Source organism: Streptomyces erythrochromogenes, assembly GCF_040684695.1.
GTDB classification, from domain to species: Bacteria; Actinomycetota; Actinomycetes; order Streptomycetales; family Streptomycetaceae; genus Streptomyces; species Streptomyces erythrochromogenes_C.
In genome coordinates this window covers 150,104-167,864 of record NZ_JBFBGM010000005.1, presented here as the reverse complement: position 1 = coordinate 167,864, position 17,761 = coordinate 150,104, and the positions used below count along the sequence as shown (strand labels likewise).

Annotated in this window: 16 protein-coding genes; 8 read left to right on the top strand and 8 right to left on the bottom strand. The window is 73.3% G+C overall.

Annotation, left to right across the window (positions count from 1 at the left end):
* Nucleotides 1–44: 44 nt before the first annotated feature.
* Nucleotides 45–443, top strand: coding sequence for a cupin domain-containing protein (locus tag AB0O53_RS11200; RefSeq protein ID WP_350994910.1), 399 nt, complete (start codon nt 45–47; stop codon nt 441–443).
* Nucleotides 444–470: 27 nt separating this feature from the next.
* Here AB0O53_RS11200 and AB0O53_RS11195 read toward each other — a convergent pair whose 3' ends face one another.
* The gene (locus tag AB0O53_RS11195) at nt 471–1,925 is read right to left on the bottom strand and encodes a WGR domain-containing protein (protein ID WP_365194658.1); all 1,455 of its coding nucleotides are present in this window, start codon (nt 1,923–1,925) and stop codon (nt 471–473) included.
* Nucleotides 1,926–2,016: 91 nt separating this feature from the next.
* Between AB0O53_RS11195 and AB0O53_RS11190 the strand changes: the two genes are divergently transcribed.
* Nucleotides 2,017–2,664, top strand: coding sequence for a nucleoside/nucleotide kinase family protein (locus tag AB0O53_RS11190; RefSeq protein WP_350994906.1), 648 nt, complete (start codon nt 2,017–2,019; stop codon nt 2,662–2,664).
* Between the two features lie 358 nt (nt 2,665–3,022).
* On the opposite strand, the gene AB0O53_RS11185 is transcribed toward AB0O53_RS11190, so the two are convergent.
* Entirely contained in the window at nt 3,023–3,928 is a 906-nt protein-coding gene (locus AB0O53_RS11185) for a carbohydrate kinase family protein (RefSeq protein ID WP_350994904.1), read from the bottom strand.
* On the bottom strand, nt 3,925–4,869 hold the full coding sequence (locus tag AB0O53_RS11180) for a pseudouridine-5'-phosphate glycosidase (protein ID WP_350994902.1): 945 nt from the start codon (nt 4,867–4,869) through the stop codon (nt 3,925–3,927). Before AB0O53_RS11180 ends, AB0O53_RS11185 begins: the two co-directional genes overlap by 4 nt.
* An 82-nt stretch (nt 4,870–4,951) precedes the next feature.
* Between AB0O53_RS11180 and AB0O53_RS11175 the strand changes: the two genes are divergently transcribed.
* Nucleotides 4,952–5,740: a class I SAM-dependent methyltransferase gene (locus tag AB0O53_RS11175; RefSeq protein ID WP_365194654.1), complete on the top strand. Its 789-nt coding sequence runs from the start codon at nt 4,952–4,954 to the stop codon at nt 5,738–5,740.
* A gap of 66 nt (nt 5,741–5,806) precedes the next feature.
* Complete coding sequence (locus AB0O53_RS11170) at nt 5,807–6,181, top strand: cupin domain-containing protein (protein ID WP_365194651.1); 375 nt, start codon at nt 5,807–5,809, stop codon at nt 6,179–6,181.
* On the opposite strand, the gene AB0O53_RS11165 is transcribed toward AB0O53_RS11170, so the two are convergent.
* The 3 genes from AB0O53_RS11165 to AB0O53_RS11155 form a co-directional block, all read right to left on the bottom strand.
* The gene (locus AB0O53_RS11165; protein WP_403139865.1) at nt 6,171–7,475 is read right to left on the bottom strand and encodes an MFS transporter; all 1,305 of its coding nucleotides are present in this window, start codon (nt 7,473–7,475) and stop codon (nt 6,171–6,173) included. The two genes, AB0O53_RS11170 and AB0O53_RS11165, sit on opposite strands and share 11 nt — an antisense overlap.
* A 204-nt stretch (nt 7,476–7,679) precedes the next feature.
* Complete coding sequence (locus AB0O53_RS11160) at nt 7,680–8,243, bottom strand: methylated-DNA--[protein]-cysteine S-methyltransferase (RefSeq protein WP_350994894.1); 564 nt, start codon at nt 8,241–8,243, stop codon at nt 7,680–7,682.
* Nucleotides 8,244–8,366: 123 nt separating this feature from the next.
* Nucleotides 8,367–9,263 (bottom strand): glycerophosphodiester phosphodiesterase, encoded by an 897-nt coding sequence (locus tag AB0O53_RS11155; protein WP_365194648.1) that lies wholly within the window; start codon nt 9,261–9,263, stop codon nt 8,367–8,369.
* A 234-nt stretch (nt 9,264–9,497) separates the two neighbouring features.
* Here AB0O53_RS11155 and uvrB point away from each other — a divergent pair, with 234 nt between their 5' ends.
* From uvrB to AB0O53_RS11135, 4 genes are all read left to right on the top strand, one after another.
* On the top strand, nt 9,498–11,654 hold the full coding sequence (uvrB, locus tag AB0O53_RS11150) for an excinuclease ABC subunit UvrB (RefSeq protein ID WP_350994890.1): 2,157 nt from the start codon (nt 9,498–9,500) through the stop codon (nt 11,652–11,654).
* Nucleotides 11,655–11,742: 88 nt separating this feature from the next.
* Complete coding sequence (locus tag AB0O53_RS11145) at nt 11,743–12,321, top strand: TerD family protein (RefSeq protein WP_046775365.1); 579 nt, start codon at nt 11,743–11,745, stop codon at nt 12,319–12,321.
* Nucleotides 12,322–12,373: 52 nt separating this feature from the next.
* Entirely contained in the window at nt 12,374–14,332 is a 1,959-nt protein-coding gene (locus AB0O53_RS11140) for a TerD family protein (protein WP_365194645.1), read from the top strand.
* Nucleotides 14,333–14,570: 238 nt separating this feature from the next.
* Complete coding sequence (locus AB0O53_RS11135; protein ID WP_350994885.1) at nt 14,571–15,554, top strand: TerC family protein; 984 nt, start codon at nt 14,571–14,573, stop codon at nt 15,552–15,554.
* Nucleotides 15,555–15,568: 14 nt separating this feature from the next.
* On the opposite strand, the gene AB0O53_RS11130 is transcribed toward AB0O53_RS11135, so the two are convergent.
* Entirely contained in the window at nt 15,569–16,894 is a 1,326-nt protein-coding gene (locus tag AB0O53_RS11130; RefSeq protein ID WP_365194837.1) for an MFS transporter, read from the bottom strand.
* A 203-nt stretch (nt 16,895–17,097) separates the two neighbouring features.
* On the bottom strand, nt 17,098–17,754 hold the full coding sequence (locus AB0O53_RS11125; protein ID WP_365194642.1) for an MBL fold metallo-hydrolase: 657 nt from the start codon (nt 17,752–17,754) through the stop codon (nt 17,098–17,100).
* Nucleotides 17,755–17,761: the final 7 nt, after the last annotated feature.

The following is a 17,761-nucleotide window of genomic DNA, read 5'->3' as shown; positions in this document are numbered from 1 at the left end:
CCTGGACCGCTGACCACGGGGGTCGGTCCACCGAGGAGGCACACATGGGCGTACGGCGGACGACGACGGCACTGGCGCCGGTGACCGGCTTCGGCATGAGCACCGGAAAGGCATGCGTCACCACGATCCCGGCGGGCCACGAGATCACCATCCCGCCGGGCGGCTGCACCGGCTGGCACTACCACCGGATGCGGCTCGAAGCCGTCGTCCTGTCGGGCACCCTGACCCGGGTCCTGCACGACCTCACCGTCGAGGTGCACCGGCCCGGAACCGCCTTCGTGGAACCCGCCGGCATCGGCCACATACACCTGGGCCACAACCTCGGCACCGAGCCGGTCGTGCTCCACGTGACCCCCCGGCTGCCCGAGGGGACCGCCTTCTCCATACCCACGCCGGCGCCCTCCGGTGTCACACCGGAGGTCTGCCGGCAGCACCCCCACTGAGCCGCCGCCCGAGCGGGCCGGCCGCGCTCACACCAGGCGGCGTATCTCCCCGCGGACCCGGTAGAAGCCCCCGGACGCCGCGTGCAGGCCGTCGACCACGTACCGCGCGCCGACCTCCCTGATCCCCCGCGGGAACTGCACGTTCCAGGAGGACTCGAAGCCGCTCGACACCACCTGCACCCGCATCCGGCCGCCCTGCTGGACGCACTCCACCACCACACCGCCCGCCGGCTCCGAGGCCACCGCGGCCATCGAGACGGTCGCCACCGCCGACGCCGAGGCGGCCGGGGTGAACACCGGCAGCGCCGCCGCCGACTTCACATCCATCGGCGCGGGCACCGAACCCTGCTGGGCCGCCGCGATCGCCTGCTCGCTCGCGTCCACGCAGACCAGGGAGCCGTCCGTGGTGACGAGGTACAGCCGCCCGTCCAAATACTGCATCGACAGGGCCGAGCCGCCGCCCGTCCCCAGCTTCCACAGCCGGTTGCCGTCCGCGTCGAAGCAGTAGACCGAGGAGGAGGAGTCGCCCGCGAAGACGTGCCGGCCGTCCGGCGAGGTCGCGCACGAATACACCGCCGCGTCGCACCGGTAGGTGGCCTCCGTCGCCCCCGAGGCCTTCGACAGCCGCTGCACGGTGTTGCGGACCGTGCCCGCGTACACCGAGTGCTCCTCCTGCCAGCCGAACAGGACACCACCCGGCGTGGCGCTGTGCCACAACTGCCCCGTGCCGTCGGCCGCGTAGGCCGTCACACCGGCGCTGTGCCCGTGGTAGACCGCCCGCTCGTCGGCCCGGACCATCCACGCACCGGTGCCCGACGACTTCCGCGACCACTGGTGCTCGTCCTCGTGGTCGATGACGGTCAGGCCGCCGTTCGCGTCGGAGACGTTCAGCACGCCCTCGTGGATGTCCAGCCAGTAGATGTCCACGTCCGCCGCGATGCCGTAGGCACCGAAGGGGACCTTCGAGGACAGGTCGTACACCGTGCCGTCGTCACAGCCCGCGTATATCCAGAACTCGTCCGCCACCAGGCACTTCACCCCGTCGGGCAGCGAGTAGCGGGCCAGCACCTCACCGCCGTGGCTCAGCGTGTACACGTCGCCGGCCTGGTTGCCGACCCAGCAGCGGTCCTCGTCGACGTGGATCCCGAAGGCCGCGGAACCGGTACGGAAACGCCACAGCACCGGGGCGACGGCACGCGCCGTCGAAGGGGCCGACGTCACCTGGCGGCGCGTCACCGCCCGGGCGGCGCGCTGCCCCTGCACGGCCGGGGCGTACCCCTTGCGGACCTTCTCGCCGATCTTCTTCGCGGCGGCCGCCCGGGCCTTCTCGGCCGTCGGGAACGAGGAGTTCTGCAACTGGCCCGGCGCGCCGATGCGCCCGTAGCGCACGGACACGGCCGTGCCGTCCACGGTCACCTCGTAGAACTTGTGCGCGCCCCCGCCGTCCTGCGACAGCTCCAGGTACGTCGTCTCCCGAGCCATGACAGACCCCTCCCCGAACACCGGTCCACCGGCGTCGTTTCCGCGGTGATCCCTCGTGAAAAAGCTACGGGCGACCACTGACAATGGGCCGGTGCAGTGGGAAGCGATCACATGGCAGCGGATGGCCGAGCGGCTCGCCGGCCACCTCGACGACCCGGGCAACGCCCCCGGACTGGACGGCCGGCAGCGCGTGGGCATCGACGGAGCGCCCGCGGCGGACACCGCGGCCCTCGCCGGGCGGCTCGCGGAGGAGCTGCGGCTGCGCGGACGCCGCGTCCTGGTGGTGCCGACTAGCGGGTTCCTGCGGCCCGCCTCCCTGCGCTACGAGTTCGGCCGGCAGGACGTGGACGCGTACCTGGACGGCTGGTACGACACCGCCGCGCTCTGGCGGGAGGTGTTCGGGCCGACCGACCCCGGGGGGACGGGGCGGGTGCTGCCGGACCTGTGGGATCCGGTGACCGACCGGGCGACGCGCAGCCCCTACGTCGAACTCCCGGCCGGCGGTGTGCTGCTGGTGCACGGGCCGCTGCTGCTGGGGCGGTGGTTCCCCTTCGACCTGAGCGTCCACGTGCGGCTGTCGCCGGGGGCGCTGGCGCGGCGGACCGAGGAGTCCGAGCGGTGGACGGGGGCGGCGTTCGCCCGGTACGAGGCCGAGGTGGATCCGGCGTCCGCCGCCGATGCGGTGGTGCGGGCCGATGATCCCCGGCACCCCGCCTGGACGGGCATCCGGGAGCGGTGACCCCGCGGGGCGGCGGGGCGGGGTGGCGGGCTCCGCCCGGCCCGGCGCCCTGCGTGGGCGGGGCGCCGGCCCGGACCCCGCGCCTCAATCGCCGGCGGGGCTGGTTCGGGCTCTGCCCGGGCCGGGCCCCGGGTGGGTGGGGCTGTGCCGCGGGCCCGCGCCTCAAGCTTCCGGCTGCCGCTGGGCTGGGTTCGGGGGCTGCCCCGGCCAGGGCCCCGAGCGCCGGTGAGGTGCGGTTCGGGCTCTGCCCGGGCCGGCGCCCTGGGTGGGTGGGGCGCTGCCCCGGGCCCCGTGCCTCAAGCTCCCCGGGTGGGGCTGGTTCGGGCGCTGGTCGGGCCCGGGCCTCAGGGGCGGGGTGTCAGGGGCGGCCGCCCGGGCGGGTTATGGCTCGGGCTGCCGCGCGGCAGCCCGCGCGGGCCGCGTCCGGCGGGGCCGCGCCCTCCAGGCGGGCCGCCAGGAAGGCGCCCGTGAAGGCGTCGCCCGCCCCCGTGGAGTCCACCACCGCCTCGGCCGGGTCCGCGGCCGCCACCTCGGCCGTGATCCGGCCCCGTTCGGCCACGAGCGCTCCCGCCGGGCCCAAGGTCACCACCACCAGCGGCACCCGCCTGCTCAGCGCCGTCGCCGCACGGGCTACGCCGGCCCCCTCCGGCAGTCCGGCCAGCAGCCGGGCCTCGTCCTCGTTCGGCAGCAGCACCCCCGCCCCCGCCACGGCCTCCAGGAAACGCTGCGGGCCCAGCGCCGCCAGGAACCCCGCCGACGCGGGGTCCACGCTCACCGGCACCCCCCGGGTCCGCGCGGCCCGCAGCGCGACCATGGCCAGCTCCCGGCTGCTGTCGGCGAAGAACAGATAACCCGACAGGTGGAGGTGCCCCGCCCCGTCCAGCAGGGACGGGGCCCAGTCGGCCGGGCACAGCCGCAGCGAGGCACCGCTGTCGGTCAGGAAGGTCCGCTCCGCGTCCTTGCCGACCAGGGCCACCACCGTCCCGGTCGGCTCCTCCGGGTCGATCACCAGCCGCGGCCGCACCCCCGCGTCCACCAGGGCCCGCTCGTGCCACCGCGCGGATTCCGTGCCCACCCGCGCGAGGAGGCGTACCTCCGCGCTGCCCGTACGGGCGGCCCAGCACGCCGCGTTGGCCCCCGCGCCGCCCGGCAGGGTGCGGATGCGGGCGGCGGTGTCGGTCGCCGGGACCATCGGCTCGGGGTGCATCGCCACCACGTCCGTCACCACGTCCCCGACGACGAGCAGGGCTCCCGCAGCCGTCATGCGCGCGCCGCCCAGGCCCCGGCGATCCGGGCACCGAGCCGCACGTTGCCTCGTACCGCCGCCAGGTTCGCCTCCAGCGAGGCCCCGTCCGTCGCCCGTACCAGGAACCCCAGCAGGAACGGGGTCACCGCCTGGCCCGTGATCCCCTGCTCGCGGCAGACGGCGAGGGCCTCGGCCAGGACCCGGTCGTGCAGCTCCGGGTCCAGCTGCTCCGCGGCCGCCACCGGATTGGCCACCAGCAGCGCCGACTCGGTGCCACCCAGCGCGTCCTGAGCGGCCATCACCGCCGCGACCTCCTCGGGCCGGTGCACGGTCCAGTCCACCGGCTCGCCGGAATCGGCCAGGTAGAACCCGGGGAACCGCTCCGTGCCGTAGCCGAGCACCCCCACCCCCAGCGTCTCCAGCCGCTGCAGTGTCGCCGGTACGTCCAGGATCGACTTCACGCCCGCGCACACCACCGTGATCCGGGTCCGGGCCAGCAGGGACAGGTCCGCCGACTCGTCCTGCGTCTGCGCCCATTCGCGGTGCACGCCGCCCAGCCCGCCCGTCGCGAAGACCCGCAGGCCCGCCCTGGCCGCGAGGAAGGCCGTCGCGGACACCGTCGTCGCCCCGGTCGCGCCCGTCGCCAGCGCGGGCGCCAGGTCCCGGTGGCCGAGCTTGCGCACGCCGTCCCCGGCCGCGATCCGCTCCAGCTGGGTCTTGTCCAGGCCCGCGCGGGCCACGCCGTCCACGACCGCGACCGTCGCCGGAACCGCACCCTCCGAGCGGACCAGTTCCTCCAGTTCGAGGCCCACCTCCAGGTTGCGGGGGCGGGGCAGGCCGTGCGCGATGATCGTCGACTCCAGGGCCACCACCGGCCCGCCCCGCGCGAGCGCTTCGCGCACCTCTTCCGACAGGACCGGTACACCGGGCAGGGACGCAGTTGCTCTGTGCTGTGACATGTCCCCATCCATGGCACGGGATCGGCGCCTCCAAACGCACTCCCGCCCCACCCGTCACAAGCTGTCCGAGTAGCGTTCCTCCATGGACACGCGCGGTTTCTACGACGGACTCGCCGACCGCTACGACCTCATCTACGCGGACTGGGACGCGTCCGTCACCCGGCAGGGCCGGGCCCTCGACGCCCTCCTCACCGCCGCGCTGGGCCCGGCACCGCACACGGTCCTCGACAACGCCTGCGGCATCGGAACCCAGTCCCTGGGCCTGTCCGCACGGGGCCACCGGGTCACCGGGACCGATCTGAGCCCGCTCTCCGCGGCCCGCGCCGCGAGGGAGGCGGCCCGCCGCGGACTCCATCTGCCGGTCGCCGCCGCCGACATGCGGGCCCTGCCCTTCGCGGACGCCTCCTTCGACGCCGTCGTCTGCGCCGACAACGCGCTGCCCCACCTGCTGACCGCACAGGACGTGCGCGCCGCCCTGGCCGAAACCCGGCGGGTCCTGCGCCCCGGCGGACTGCTCCTGCTGTCCACCCGCCCCTACGCGGACCTGCTCCGGGCCCGCCCGCAGAGCGAGGCCCCGCACGTCCGCACGGGCCCCGACGGGCAGCGGACGATCACCTTCCAGCTGTGGCACTGGCACGCCGACGGCGAGCGCTACGACCTGGAGCTCTTCCAGCTTCTGCCGGCCGGCGACACCTGGACGCCCCGGACCTCGCGCGCCACCTACTGGGCGCTCCCGCAGGAGGTGACCGCGGAGTTCGCCCGCGAGGCGGGCCTGTGCGCCACCGCCTGGCACGCGCCGGCAGACACCGGCTTCCACCAGCCGGTCCTCTCCGCCAGGCGTCCCGGTCCGACTGGACAGGGTGACTCGTAGGCCGGTCCGTTCCTGGACGCTGTGGCCACCGCGCCGGGCGGACGGGCCGCACTAGGCTGGCGCGCCATGAGCACCAGTGATCACTCCGCCGCCCCCGCCCAAGCCTCTTTCGCCGTCACCGTCGCGGACGTGGAGCTGGAGCCCGACGACCTCGACCCCGCACAGATCGTCTCCGGCGATCCGGTCGTCACGGGCAAGGTCCTGTGGGAGTCGGCCGACGGCAAGCAGGTGCGCGGGATCTGGCAGATCACCCCGGGCGTGGTCACCGACGTCGAGGCGAACGAGCTGTTCGTCGTGGTCAGCGGGCGCGCCACGGTCGAGGTCGAGGGTGGAGACACCCTGGAACTCGGCCCCGGCTCGGCCTGCGTCCTGCGCGAGGGCGACAAGACGGTCTGGACCGTCCACGAGACGCTCCGCAAGGCCTACCACATCAGCTACTGACCCCCTTGGGGTCCGCGGGGTGGCGGCGCGCGGTGAACAGGGCGAGCGCCGCCATCGGCAGCAGCAGCGAGGCCCCCACGGCGTTGAGCCAGCCGTAGCCCGCCTGGGACATGATCACGCCGGAGACGGCCCCGCCCACGCCCGCGGCCGTGTTCATCGTCAGGTCGCTCAGGCCCTGTACGGCGGCCCGCGCGGGCTGCGGCACCGAGTCGGTCAGCAGGGCCGAACCGGACACCATCCCGGCGGACCAGCCGAGGCCGAGCAGGAAGAGGCCCAGGGCGCTCCGGCCGTGGCTGGGCCCGGCCGTCCCGGCGAGCAGGGCGGCGACCGACAGCAGCCCCGCGGCGAGGCCGATCACGGAGAGCCGTCCGAGCCGGTCCGCGAGCCAGCCCATGAGGGGGGAGAAGGCGAACATCCCCGCGATGTGACCGCTGATCACCAGCCCGACGAGTTCCAGCCCGGCGCCGTGGTGGCTCAGGTCCATCGGGGTCATGACCATGATCGAGACCATGGTGGTGTGGGAGACGGCGACGGTCAGGAGCGCCAGGCGGGCCCGGGGCGAGGCCTTCACGGCGGCGATTCCCGCACGGATCGAGTGGCCCCCGCGGGCCTGCTCCTCGGGCGCGGCGAGCGCACGCGCCGTCAGCAGGGGGTCCGGGCGCAGGAGTACGGCGATCAGCGCGCCGGTCAGCACGAAGACGACGGCGGCCCATACGAACGGGCCGGCCGTCTCGGGTATGGAGGTCCCCGCGAAGCTGCGGCTCGCCGGGGCGGACAGGTTGGGGCCGAGCACCGCACCGAGGGTGGACGCCCACACGACGACCGAGATGGCCCGGGCCCGGTGGTCCGGGGCGGCGAGGTCCGCGGCGGCGAACCGGGCCTGGAGGTTGGCGGAGGAGGCGGCGCCGAAGGCGGCCATGCCGAGCAGCAGCAGCGGGAAGCTCTTGATCGTGGCGGCGAGCACGACGAGGCCCGCCCCGACGGCGCCGATCGCGTACGCCAGGACCAGCCCGGGGCGCCGGCCGCGCGCGGTCATCAGGGCGGCGAGCGGCAGCGAGACCAGGGCGGTGCCGATCACCGAGGCGGTCGAGGCGAAGCCGGACAGCGCCTCGGTGCCGCTGACCTCGGTGGCCAGGACGGGGGCCAGGGCGATGCTGATCGGCACGCCGAGGCCGCCGAGCACCTGGCCGGCGATGAGCACCCGGGAGGTGCGCTTCTGGAGCCGTGCGAGGTCCGGGAGGGCGAGCGGCGGGGCGGGCCGGTCCGTGCCGGGCGAGGCGGTCACGCCGTACACCGCCCTCGCGGGCGCGGGGTGCGGGTCGCGAGGGACCCGGCGGACGCGGCGGGGCCGGGTGCGGCGGCAGCAGCAGTAGTCACCGCCGCAGTGTGCCACCCCTTACCGTCCGGCGGAACCGGGCCGGCACCGCGGGCCCGGCCCGCAGGTCACCGGGGTCGTGCCTGCGAGTCCGGCCCGCAGGTCACACCGGTCGCACCGGGCTCAGAACAGGGGCTGCGGGAGCACTCCCTCCAGGGCGAGGAGCTGCCGCTTGGTCTCCAGGCCGCCGCCGAACCCCCCGATGCCGCCGTCGTTCTCCACGACCCGGTGGCAGGGCACCACCAGCGGCAGCGGGTTCGACCCCATGGCGTTGCCCACGGCCTGGGCGGCGCCGGGCTGTCCGACGCGGGCCGCCAGCTCCCCGTAGCCGACGACCGCTCCGTAGGGCACGGAGCGGTCCAGCTCCTGGAGCACCTGCCGGTTGAAGCCCGAGCTGAGGCGCCAGTCCAGCGGCAGGTCGAAGCGCCGCAGCGAACCGGCGAAGTACGCCGCGAGCTGGCGCACCGGCTCGGCCAGCAGTTCCTCCGCGCCCGGTGCGGGCCGCCGGGCGTCGGCGCCGAGCCGGGAGACCAGCGGTCCTATCATCCGGTCGAGCCGGTCCGGCCCGGCATGGAACTCGACCCGGACCAGCCCCTCGGGGGTCGCGGCCAGGAGCAGGGGGCCGATGTCGCTGGCGACGACGGTCCATTCGAGGTGCGGCCCGCGGGGCCGCTCGGTGCTGTCCACGCCTCCACGGTACGGCGCACCGCCGACAGGCCCGGGCGCCCGAGCCCGTCGCCGCCCGCCCCGTCGCCGCCCGCCCCGTCGCCGCCCGCCCCGTCACCCCCCGACCCGTCGCCGCCCGGGCGCTCAGAAGCCGCCGACCGCCTCCCGGACCACGTCCGGGGCGTTCGTGATGATCCCGTCCACGCCCATCTCCTGCACCTTCCGGGCGGTCGCGGCGTCGTCCACGATCCAGGTGTCCACCTCCATCGCCCTGCCGTGGGCCCCGAGCAGGTCGTGCACGGCCGCGACCCAGTCGGCCGTGATGGTGGTGTGCCACGGGTTGATCCGGTCGGTGAACTCCGCGTACCGCGGCAGGTCCGCCACGGGCGGGGTGCCGAGGAAGGCCGTCACCAGGTCGGGGCGCAGCCCGTGCACGATGCGCACGGAGTCGGCGCTGAAGCTCTGCACCACCAGCCGCTGGGAGACGTGGCGCGCGTCGAGCCAGCCCGCCTCGCCCAGCACCCGCAGGGTCTGCTCCTCGATCCCCGGGTAGAGCTCCGGCTTCTTGATCTCCAGCAGCAGCCGCTGCCGGTTGCGCTGCACCCGGTCGAGGTACTGCCGCAGGGTCGGCACGGAGGCGCCCGCGTACTCCTCGCCGAACCAGCTGCCCGCGTCGAGCCGGGCGATCTCGGCCGCCGTGAAGTCCTTGACCTTCCAGGGCTTGCGGTCGGGGAAGAGCTGTTCGACGTCCGTCGTCCGGGCCAGGGTGTCGTCGTGGATCACCACCAGCTCGCCGTCCTTGGTGCGCTGCACGTCGTTCTCGACCCAGTCGAAGCCCATCCGCATCGCCAGGTCCACCGCGGCGAGGGTGTTCTCCGGCGCGTACGCCGAGGCGCCCCGGTGGGCGTACACGACGGGTCCCCCCAGGCCCAGCGGTCCGGGGCCGGATCCGGGGGCGGCGTACGACGCCGTCCCGCCCAGCAGGGTGAGGGTGAAGCCCAGGAATGCGGCGGCGGCCGCGGCGGCGGGTCGGACGTACATGTGCGTTCTCCTCGGGTCGTGAGCCCTGTTCCTGCGTCAGACGGGTGCGGAGCGGCAGACGTTGTGGCGATGCACTTCACCGCGATCATGGGGTTGAAGATCACCGAGCCGCCACCGAACTACGACAAACGGACCAGAACGGATGACGGCGGCCCGGACCGGCCGGGCCGCCCGGAGCACGCCGGGACCGGGCGGGGAGACGTGAGTGTCGGTGGGGGGTCGTACGGTGGAGTCATGCGGCCCGTATCGAAGATCGAACGCACGGTGGCGCCTTTCGAGGTCGTCAGCCCCTACCAGCCCAGCGGCGACCAGCCGGCGGCCATCGCCGAGCTGGAGAAGCGCATCCGTGCAGGTGAGAAGGATGTCGTCCTGCTGGGTGCGACCGGCACCGGCAAGTCGGCGACCACCGCCTGGATGATCGAGAAGCTCCAGCGCCCCACCCTGGTCATGGCGCCGAACAAGACGCTGGCCGCCCAGCTGGCGAACGAGTTCCGCGAGCTCCTGCCGAACAACGCCGTCGAGTACTTCGTCTCGTACTACGACTACTACCAGCCCGAGGCCTACGTTCCGCAGTCGGACACGTACATCGAGAAGGACTCCTCGATCAACGAGGAGGTGGAGCGGCTGCGCCACTCCGCCACCAATTCGCTGCTGACCCGGCGGGACGTGATCGTCGTCGCCTCCGTGTCCTGCATCTACGGCCTCGGCACCCCGCAGGAGTACGTCGACCGGATGGTCTCGCTCAAGGTGGGCGAGGAGCTCGACCGGGACCAGTTGCTGCGCCGCTTCGTCGACATCCAGTACACGCGCAACGACGTCGCCTTCACCCGCGGCACCTTCCGGGTGCGCGGCGACACCATCGAGATCTTCCCGGTCTACGAGGAACTGGCCGTCCGCATCGAGATGTTCGGCGACGAGATCGAGGCGCTCTCCACCCTGCACCCGCTGACCGGCGAGGTCATCAGCGAGGACCGCGAGCTCTACGTCTTCCCCGCCACCCACTACGTCGCCGGCCCCGAGCGCATGGAGAAGGCGATCGCCGGCATCGAGACCGAGCTGGCCGAGCGCCTCGCCGAGCTGGAGAAGCAGGGCAAGATGCTGGAGGCGCAGCGCCTGCGCATGCGCACCACCTACGACCTGGAGATGATGCGCCAGATCGGCTCCTGCTCCGGCATCGAGAACTACTCGCTGCACATGGACGACCGCGAGCGGGGCTCCGCGCCCAACACCCTCATCGACTACTTCCCGGAGGACTTCCTCCTGGTCATCGACGAGTCGCACGTCACCGTCCCGCAGATCGGCGCCATGTACGAGGGCGACGCCTCCCGCAAGCGGACCCTGGTCGACCACGGCTTCCGGCTGCCGTCCGCGCTGGACAACCGGCCGCTGAAGTGGGAGGAGTTCCAGGAGCGCATCGGCCAGACCGTCTACCTGTCGGCGACCCCCGGCAAGTACGAGCTCTCGCGCGGCGACGGCTTCGTCGAGCAGATCATCCGCCCCACCGGCCTCATCGACCCCGAGGTCGTGGTCAAGCCCACCGAGGGCCAGATCGACGACCTGGTGCACGAGATCCGCAAGCGGGTGGAGAAGGACGAGCGGGTCCTGGTCACCACCCTCACCAAGAAGATGGCCGAGGACCTCACGGACTACTTCCTGGAGCTCGGCATCCAGGTCCGCTACCTGCACAGCGACGTCGACACCCTGCGCCGCATCGAGCTGCTGCGCGAGCTGCGGGCCGGCGAGTACGACGTCCTGGTCGGCATCAACCTGCTGCGCGAGGGCCTCGACCTGCCCGAGGTGTCCCTGGTGGCGATCCTCGACGCCGACAAGGAGGGCTTCCTGCGCTCGGGCACCTCCCTGATCCAGACCATCGGCCGCGCCGCGCGCAACGTGTCCGGCCAGGTCCACATGTACGCGGACAAGATCACGCCGGGCATGGAGAAGGCGATCGAGGAGACCAACCGGCGCCGCGAGAAGCAGATCGCCTACAACACGGCGAACGGGATCGACCCGCAGCCGCTCCGCAAGAAGATCAACGACATCGTCGCCACCATCGCCCGCGAGGAGCTGGACACCGAGCAGCTCCTCGGCACCGGATACCGGCAGGGCAAGGAGGGCAAGGGCGCCAAGGCACCCGTGCCGGCGCTGGCGGCCCACGCCCGGGCGGGCGCCAAGGGCGGCAAGGGGACGAAACCGGCCAAGGGGGCCAAGGGCGCCGAGGTCCTCACCGACCGCCCGGCCGCCGAACTGGCCTCGCTCATCGAGCAGATGACCGAACGCATGCGCGCCGCCGCCGCGGAGCTCCAGTTCGAGGTCGCGGCCCGGATCCGGGACGAGGTCGGCGAGCTGAAGAAGGAGCTCCGGCAGATGAAGGAAGCGGGCCTCGCCTGAGCCGGGGGCTGTCAGTAGGGTTGGGTCACAGCCGCAGGAACACGCTGCGCACCAGTCAACTGGGGCGGGCTATGGAGAGGGGACGCGCGTGACGGTCAACATGACCAAGGGTCAGGCCATCAGTCTGCAGAAGGCGGACGGAGGCACGCTGACCGCGGTCCGGATGGGCCTGGGCTGGCAGGCGGCGAAGCGCCGCGGACTGTTCGGCTCGCGGACGCGGGAGATCGACCTCGACGCGTCGGCGGTGCTCTTCGCCGACAAGCAGCCGGTCGACGTGGTCTTCTTCCGCCACCTGCAGAGCGACGACGGCTCGGTGCGCCACACCGGCGACAACCTCGTCGGCGGCGTCGGCCAGGGCGGGGACGACGAGGCGATCCTCGTCGACCTCCAGCGCGTGCCGGTCCACATCGACCAGATCGTCTTCACGGTGAACTCCTTCACCGGCCAGACGTTCCAGGAGGTGCAGAACGCCTTCTGCCGCATCGTCGACGAGACCAACGGCCAGGAGCTGGCCCGCTACACCCTCGACGGCGGCGGCGCGTACACCGCGCAGATCATGGCGAAGGTGTCCCGCGTGGGCTCCGGCTGGCAGATGACGGCCCTGGGCAACCCGGCCAACGGCCGCACCTTCCAGGACCTGATGCCGGCGATCCTGCCGCACCTGTAGCACGACCGGCAGTACCGGAAGAAGAGAAAAGGCACGGGGGAGGGGCTGCACGATGACGGCCGAACTGGTCCGGGGGCAGAACCACCCCGTGTCCCAGAGCGCGGTGGAGATCAGGGTTTCGGCGGGCACGCCCGTGCTCGCCCTGGCCTCGCTCGCCGACGAACAGGGCCGGCTCACCGGCACCGAGGTCCTGGCCCACCCGGGCGCCAGGTCCCTCCCCGGCGTGCATGCGCCGGCGGACCTCGCCGACCGGCACACCTTCGCCGTGGACCTCGACGCCGTCGCGGCGGACGTCCACCGCGTCGGCGTGCTGCTCGTCCTGCCGCCCGGCGGCCCGGTCCGCTTCGGCGCGGTCCCGGCCTCCCACGTGGCCGTGGCCGCCCCCGACGGCGGCACCGAGATCGCGGGCTACACCCTCACCGGGCTGGACGCCGAGACCGCCGTGATCGCCCTGGAGCTGTACCGGCGCCAGGAGGCCTGGAAGGTCCGCGCCGTCGGCCAGGGCTACGCCGACGGCCTGGGCGCCCTCCTCGCCGACGGCGGGATGCCCGCACCGGCCGCCCGGGAGCTGGCCGCCGCCGCGCTGGGCGCCGCCGCCCCGGTGAAGGACGCCGACGTGACGCTCGCGACGATGCCCACCCTCGTCGGCGACCTGCACGCCCCGCGGACCCCGGACCGGGCCCCCGCGCCCGCCCCGGAGCCCCCGGACCCGCTCCCGGTCTCCGGCGTCCCGTACGCGGGCACGCCCGGTCCCGCGACCGCCGGCGACGGCTCCCCGCCCACGATCAGCTACACCCACCCGCGCCGCCGCCGCACCAGCAGCGAGCCGCCCGAGCCGGCCCCGCGGGCCGCCGCGGCCGCGGAGCCCGGGCAGCCCCCGCGGCCGGTCGCCGGCGACGCCAGCGGCTGGTCCATGGACGAACGGCTCTACAACCAGGTCTGGGGCATGTTCGAGGACCTGGCGCGCACCGTCGCCGCCTACCGCAGCGCCGTGGAGTTCGCCGACAACCGCATGGACCGCGAGCTCGACGACGCCCTCTCGGACCCGCGCCACCGCATCGGCGGCTCCGGGAACGCCGCCCGCGACACCGCCCGGGCCCGCCGCGAGGAACTGGTCGCCCAGGCCCAGGCCGTCCTCGACCGCGACCTCGCCCAGCTGATCGCCGAGTCCGAGGTCGTCGAGCCCGCGCTGCCGGCCTCGTACGCCCGCTGGGACAACCCCGTCTGGCACGGCCACCGCATGCCGGAGGAGGGCCCCCTCGCCCTGCGCCTGGGCGACCTGCACCTGCCCGAGCGGCCCGACCTGCGCATCCCCATGCTGGTCCGGGTCCCGCTGGAGCGCGGGCTGTGGATCGACAACGGCCGCACCGGTTCCGAGGCCGCGATGGCCATGGACACCGACCGGCTGCGCCGCACCGCCATGGACATGGCCGTCGCCCACGCGGTGCGGCTGCTCGCCGTCCACCCCGCCGACCGGTTCTCCGTCCACGTCATCGACGCGGCCGGGGCGGGTGCCGCCTCCCTGGAGCCCCTGGTGCGGGCCGGGGTGCTGGCCGCGCCGCCCGCCGCCGGGGCCACGGGGGTGTCCGGGACGCTGGCCGGGCTGACCCGCCGGGTGGACCTCGTACAGATGGCGCTGAAGGCCGGAGCCCCCGAGGACCTGCCGCCCGACGTGGACACGGCCGACCAGCTGCTCATCGTGCACGACTTCCCGCACGGCTTCGACGACCGGGCCGTCAACCAGCTGCGCTACCTCGCGGACGAGGGCGCGGCGGTCGGCGTGCACCTGCTGATGGTCGCCGACCGCGACGAGGCCTCCGCCTACGGGCCGCTGCTGGACCCGCTGTGGCGCTCGCTGATGCGGCTCTCGCCGGTGCCGGACAACCACCTCGCGGACCCCTGGGTGCACCACGCCTGGACCTTCGAACCGGACCTTCCGCCGCAGACCAGCAGGGTCCTCGACCAGGCCCTCGACCGGGTGGCGGAGGCCCGGCGCACTACCCGTACGTGACCATCCTTTGGCATTCCCTTTACCTTTACCGCCTTCGGCGGGTAAGCTCGTCCCCGCGGAGGGGAGTATTCCTGCTTTCCTGCTACGGCGTGCCCGTCAATACGGACGCTTGCGTTTGAATGAGCGCAAGTCGTCCCGGGGCGTCGGCCCACGGCCTCCAGGCCGCCCGGGTGGAAGAGACCTCCGGCAGCGATGACGCTGACGAAGTGCTGAGCCATCCGCCGGAGGCGTATTCACCATGGAAGTTTCCTGGGCCCTGTGGGTCGCGACCATCCTCGGTCTCTCCCTGCTCATCGGCGCCGATTTCTTCATCGGCCGCAAGCCCCATGACGTATCGATCAAGGAAGCCGGTACCTGGACGGTCGTCTGGATCGTCCTCGCCGTGCTCTTCGGTCTCGGCCTGTGGTTCTTCGGCACCCCCCAGGCGTCGCAGGAGTTCTTCGCGGGCTTCATCACCGAGAAGTCCCTGAGCGTCGACAACCTCTTCGTCTTCGTCCTGATCATGGCGAAGTTCGCGGTGCCCTCCCACCTCCAGCAGCGCGTGCTGCTCATCGGCGTGCTGATCGCACTCGTCCTGCGCGCGGTCTTCATCGCCGCCGGCGCCGCGATCATCGCCAGCTTCAGCTGGGTCTTCTACATCTTCGGCGCGTTCCTGATCTACACCGCCTGGAAGCTGATCCAGGAGGCGCGCAAGGACGAGGACGAGGAGGAGTTCGAGGAGAACCGCCTGCTGAAGTCCGTCGAGAAGAAGTTCGGCGTCGCCGACCAGTACCACGGCACCAAGCTCTTCATCGTCAACAACGGCAAGCGCATCATGACGCCGCTGATGATCGTCATGCTCGCCATCGGCACCACCGACGTGCTGTTCGCGCTGGACTCGATCCCCGCCATCTTCGGCCTCACCCAGGACCCGTACATCGTCTTCACGGCCAACGCCTTCGCGCTGATGGGCCTGCGCCAGCTGTACTTCCTCATCGGCGGCCTGCTCAAGAAGCTGGTCCACCTCAGCTACGGCCTGTCGATCATCCTCGGGTTCATCGGCGTCAAGCTGGTGCTGCACGCCCTGCACGAGTCCGGGGTCCACGTCCCGGTCATCTCGATCCCGGTCTCCCTCGGCGTCATCTGCGGTGTCCTGGTCATCACCACGATCACCAGCCTGATCGCCTCGAAGAAGCAGGCGGCGGCCGAGGCCGCCGCCCCGACGGAGCGCATCGACGCCTGACCCGGTTCCCGGTTCTAGACGGGGGCGGCCGTTTCGGCCGCCCCCGTTTCCGTCTTCCTCGCCCCGGTCTCCGTTCCCGACGGCTTCCCCGTCACCAGGGGGTTGGTCTCCGGCAGCAGCGCGAAGCACCCGAGGCTGACCAGGGCGATCGCGGTGAGGTACGCCGCGACCGCCCACGGCGGACCGGAGCCGTCCGCCAGCGCCGTCGCCACGATCGGGGTCAGCGCCCCGCCCAGCACACCGCCCAGGTTGTAGCCGACGGCCGCCCCCGTGCAGCGGATCCGCGGGGCGTACAGCTCCGGCAGGTATGCGCCCACCACCGAGAACATCGTCACCATGCCCAGCAGCGCCACCGCGAAGCCCAGCGTCATCAGGAGCGGGTCGGCCGTCCGCAACAGCGCCACCAGCGGGAACATCCACACGGCGCTGGCCGCACAGCCGGCCAGGCACAGCGGCCGGCGCCCGTAGCGGTCGCCGAGCATCGCCAGCAGCGGGGTCATCAGGCCCTTGAACGCCACGGCCGCCATGATGCAGGCCAGCATCGTCGTGCGGCCCACGGAGAGGTGTTCGGTGGCGTAGGCGAGGGACCAGGTGGTGACCGCGTAGAAGACGGCGTAGCCCACGGCGAGGGCCCCGCCGGTCAGCAGGAGCAGCCGCCAGTGGCCCCGGAAGACCTCGGTGAGCGGTGCGTCGGCCCGCCGCCCGGTCGCCGCGAGCGCACGGAACTGCGGGGTCTCCTCCACCGAGCGGCGCAGCCACAACCCGGCGAGGGCCAGCAGCCCGGCCGCCCAGAACGGCACGCGCCACCCCCAGGAGGTGAACTGGGCGTCGGTCAGCGAGGCGGACAGCCCCAGCATCAGGCCGTTGGCCAGCAGGAACCCCACGGCCGGGCCGATCTGCGGGAAGCTCGCCCACAGTCCCCGCCGGTGCTCCGGCGCGTGCTCGGCGGTCAGCAGCACCGCCCCGCCCCACTCCCCGCCGAGCCCCAGGCCCTGGAGGAAGCGGAGCAGGAGCAGCAGCACGGGCGCGGCGATGCCGATCGTCCCGTACGTCGGCACGCAGCCGACCGCGACCGTGGCGAGGCCGGTGAGCAGCAGGGACGCCAGCAGGACCGGGCGGCGGCCGTAGCGGTCGCCGATGTGGCCGAAGACGGCGGACCCCAGCGGGCGGGCGAGGAAGCCCACGCCGAAGGTGCCGAAGGCGGCGAGGGTCCCGGCGAGCGGCGAGAAGGAGGGGAAGAAGAGCGGGCCGAGCACGAGGGCGGCGGCCGTGCCGTACACGAAGAAGTCGTAGAACTCGATGGCGGTCCCGGCGAGCGCCGCGGAGGCGAGCCGCAGCATGCCGGGCCGGGCGGGGCCGCCGTCTTCGGCGGCCGGCGCGGCCGGGGCGGGAGAGGCGGCCGGGGCGGGGGGCGGGGAGGGGTCCTGATGCATGCCGCACCAAATACCGCCTCCCCGCCCGCCGGGACATGAGTTCGGCCGTCAACGACCGGAAGGAGTGCTCCGCGTACCGAAGTTGACGCGTTGCGATCCCCGGACGGCTCCTACCAGCCGCGCTCGCGCCACTCCGCCAGGTGCGGACGCTCCGCGCCGAGGGTGGTGTCGTTGCCGTGGCCCGGGTAGACCCAGGTCTCGTCGGGCAGCTGCTCGAAGAGCTTGTGCTGCACGTCGTCGAGGAGGCTCTTGAAGGCCTCCGGGTCGTCGTGGGTGTTGCCGACGCCGCCCGGGAAGAGGCAGTCGCCGGTGAACACGTGCGCGTGGCCGTGCGGGTCGTCGTAGACCAGCGCGATCGAGCCGGGGGTGTGGCCGACCAGGTGCCGCGCGGTCAGCTCGACCCGCCCCACGCGCACGGTGTCCCCGTCCGCGACCGCGACATCGGTCGCGACCGGGATGCCCTCGGCGTCGAGGGCGCCCGCGTAGGTCCGCGCGCCGGTGGCCGCCACGACCTCCGCGAGCGCGCCCCAGTGGTCGCCGTGGCGGTGGGTGGTGACGACGGAGGCGATGCCGTCGTCACCGATCAGGTTCAGCAGGGTCTGCGCCTCGGCCGCCGCGTCGATGAGCAGCTGCTCGTCGGTGGCCCGACAGCGCAGCAGGTACGCGTTGTTGTTCATCGAACCCACCGCGACCTTGGAAATCATCAGGTCCGCGAGTTCGTGCACGTCGGCCGGACCGCCGACCTTGACCTCTCCGGTGTACGTCATGTGTTGA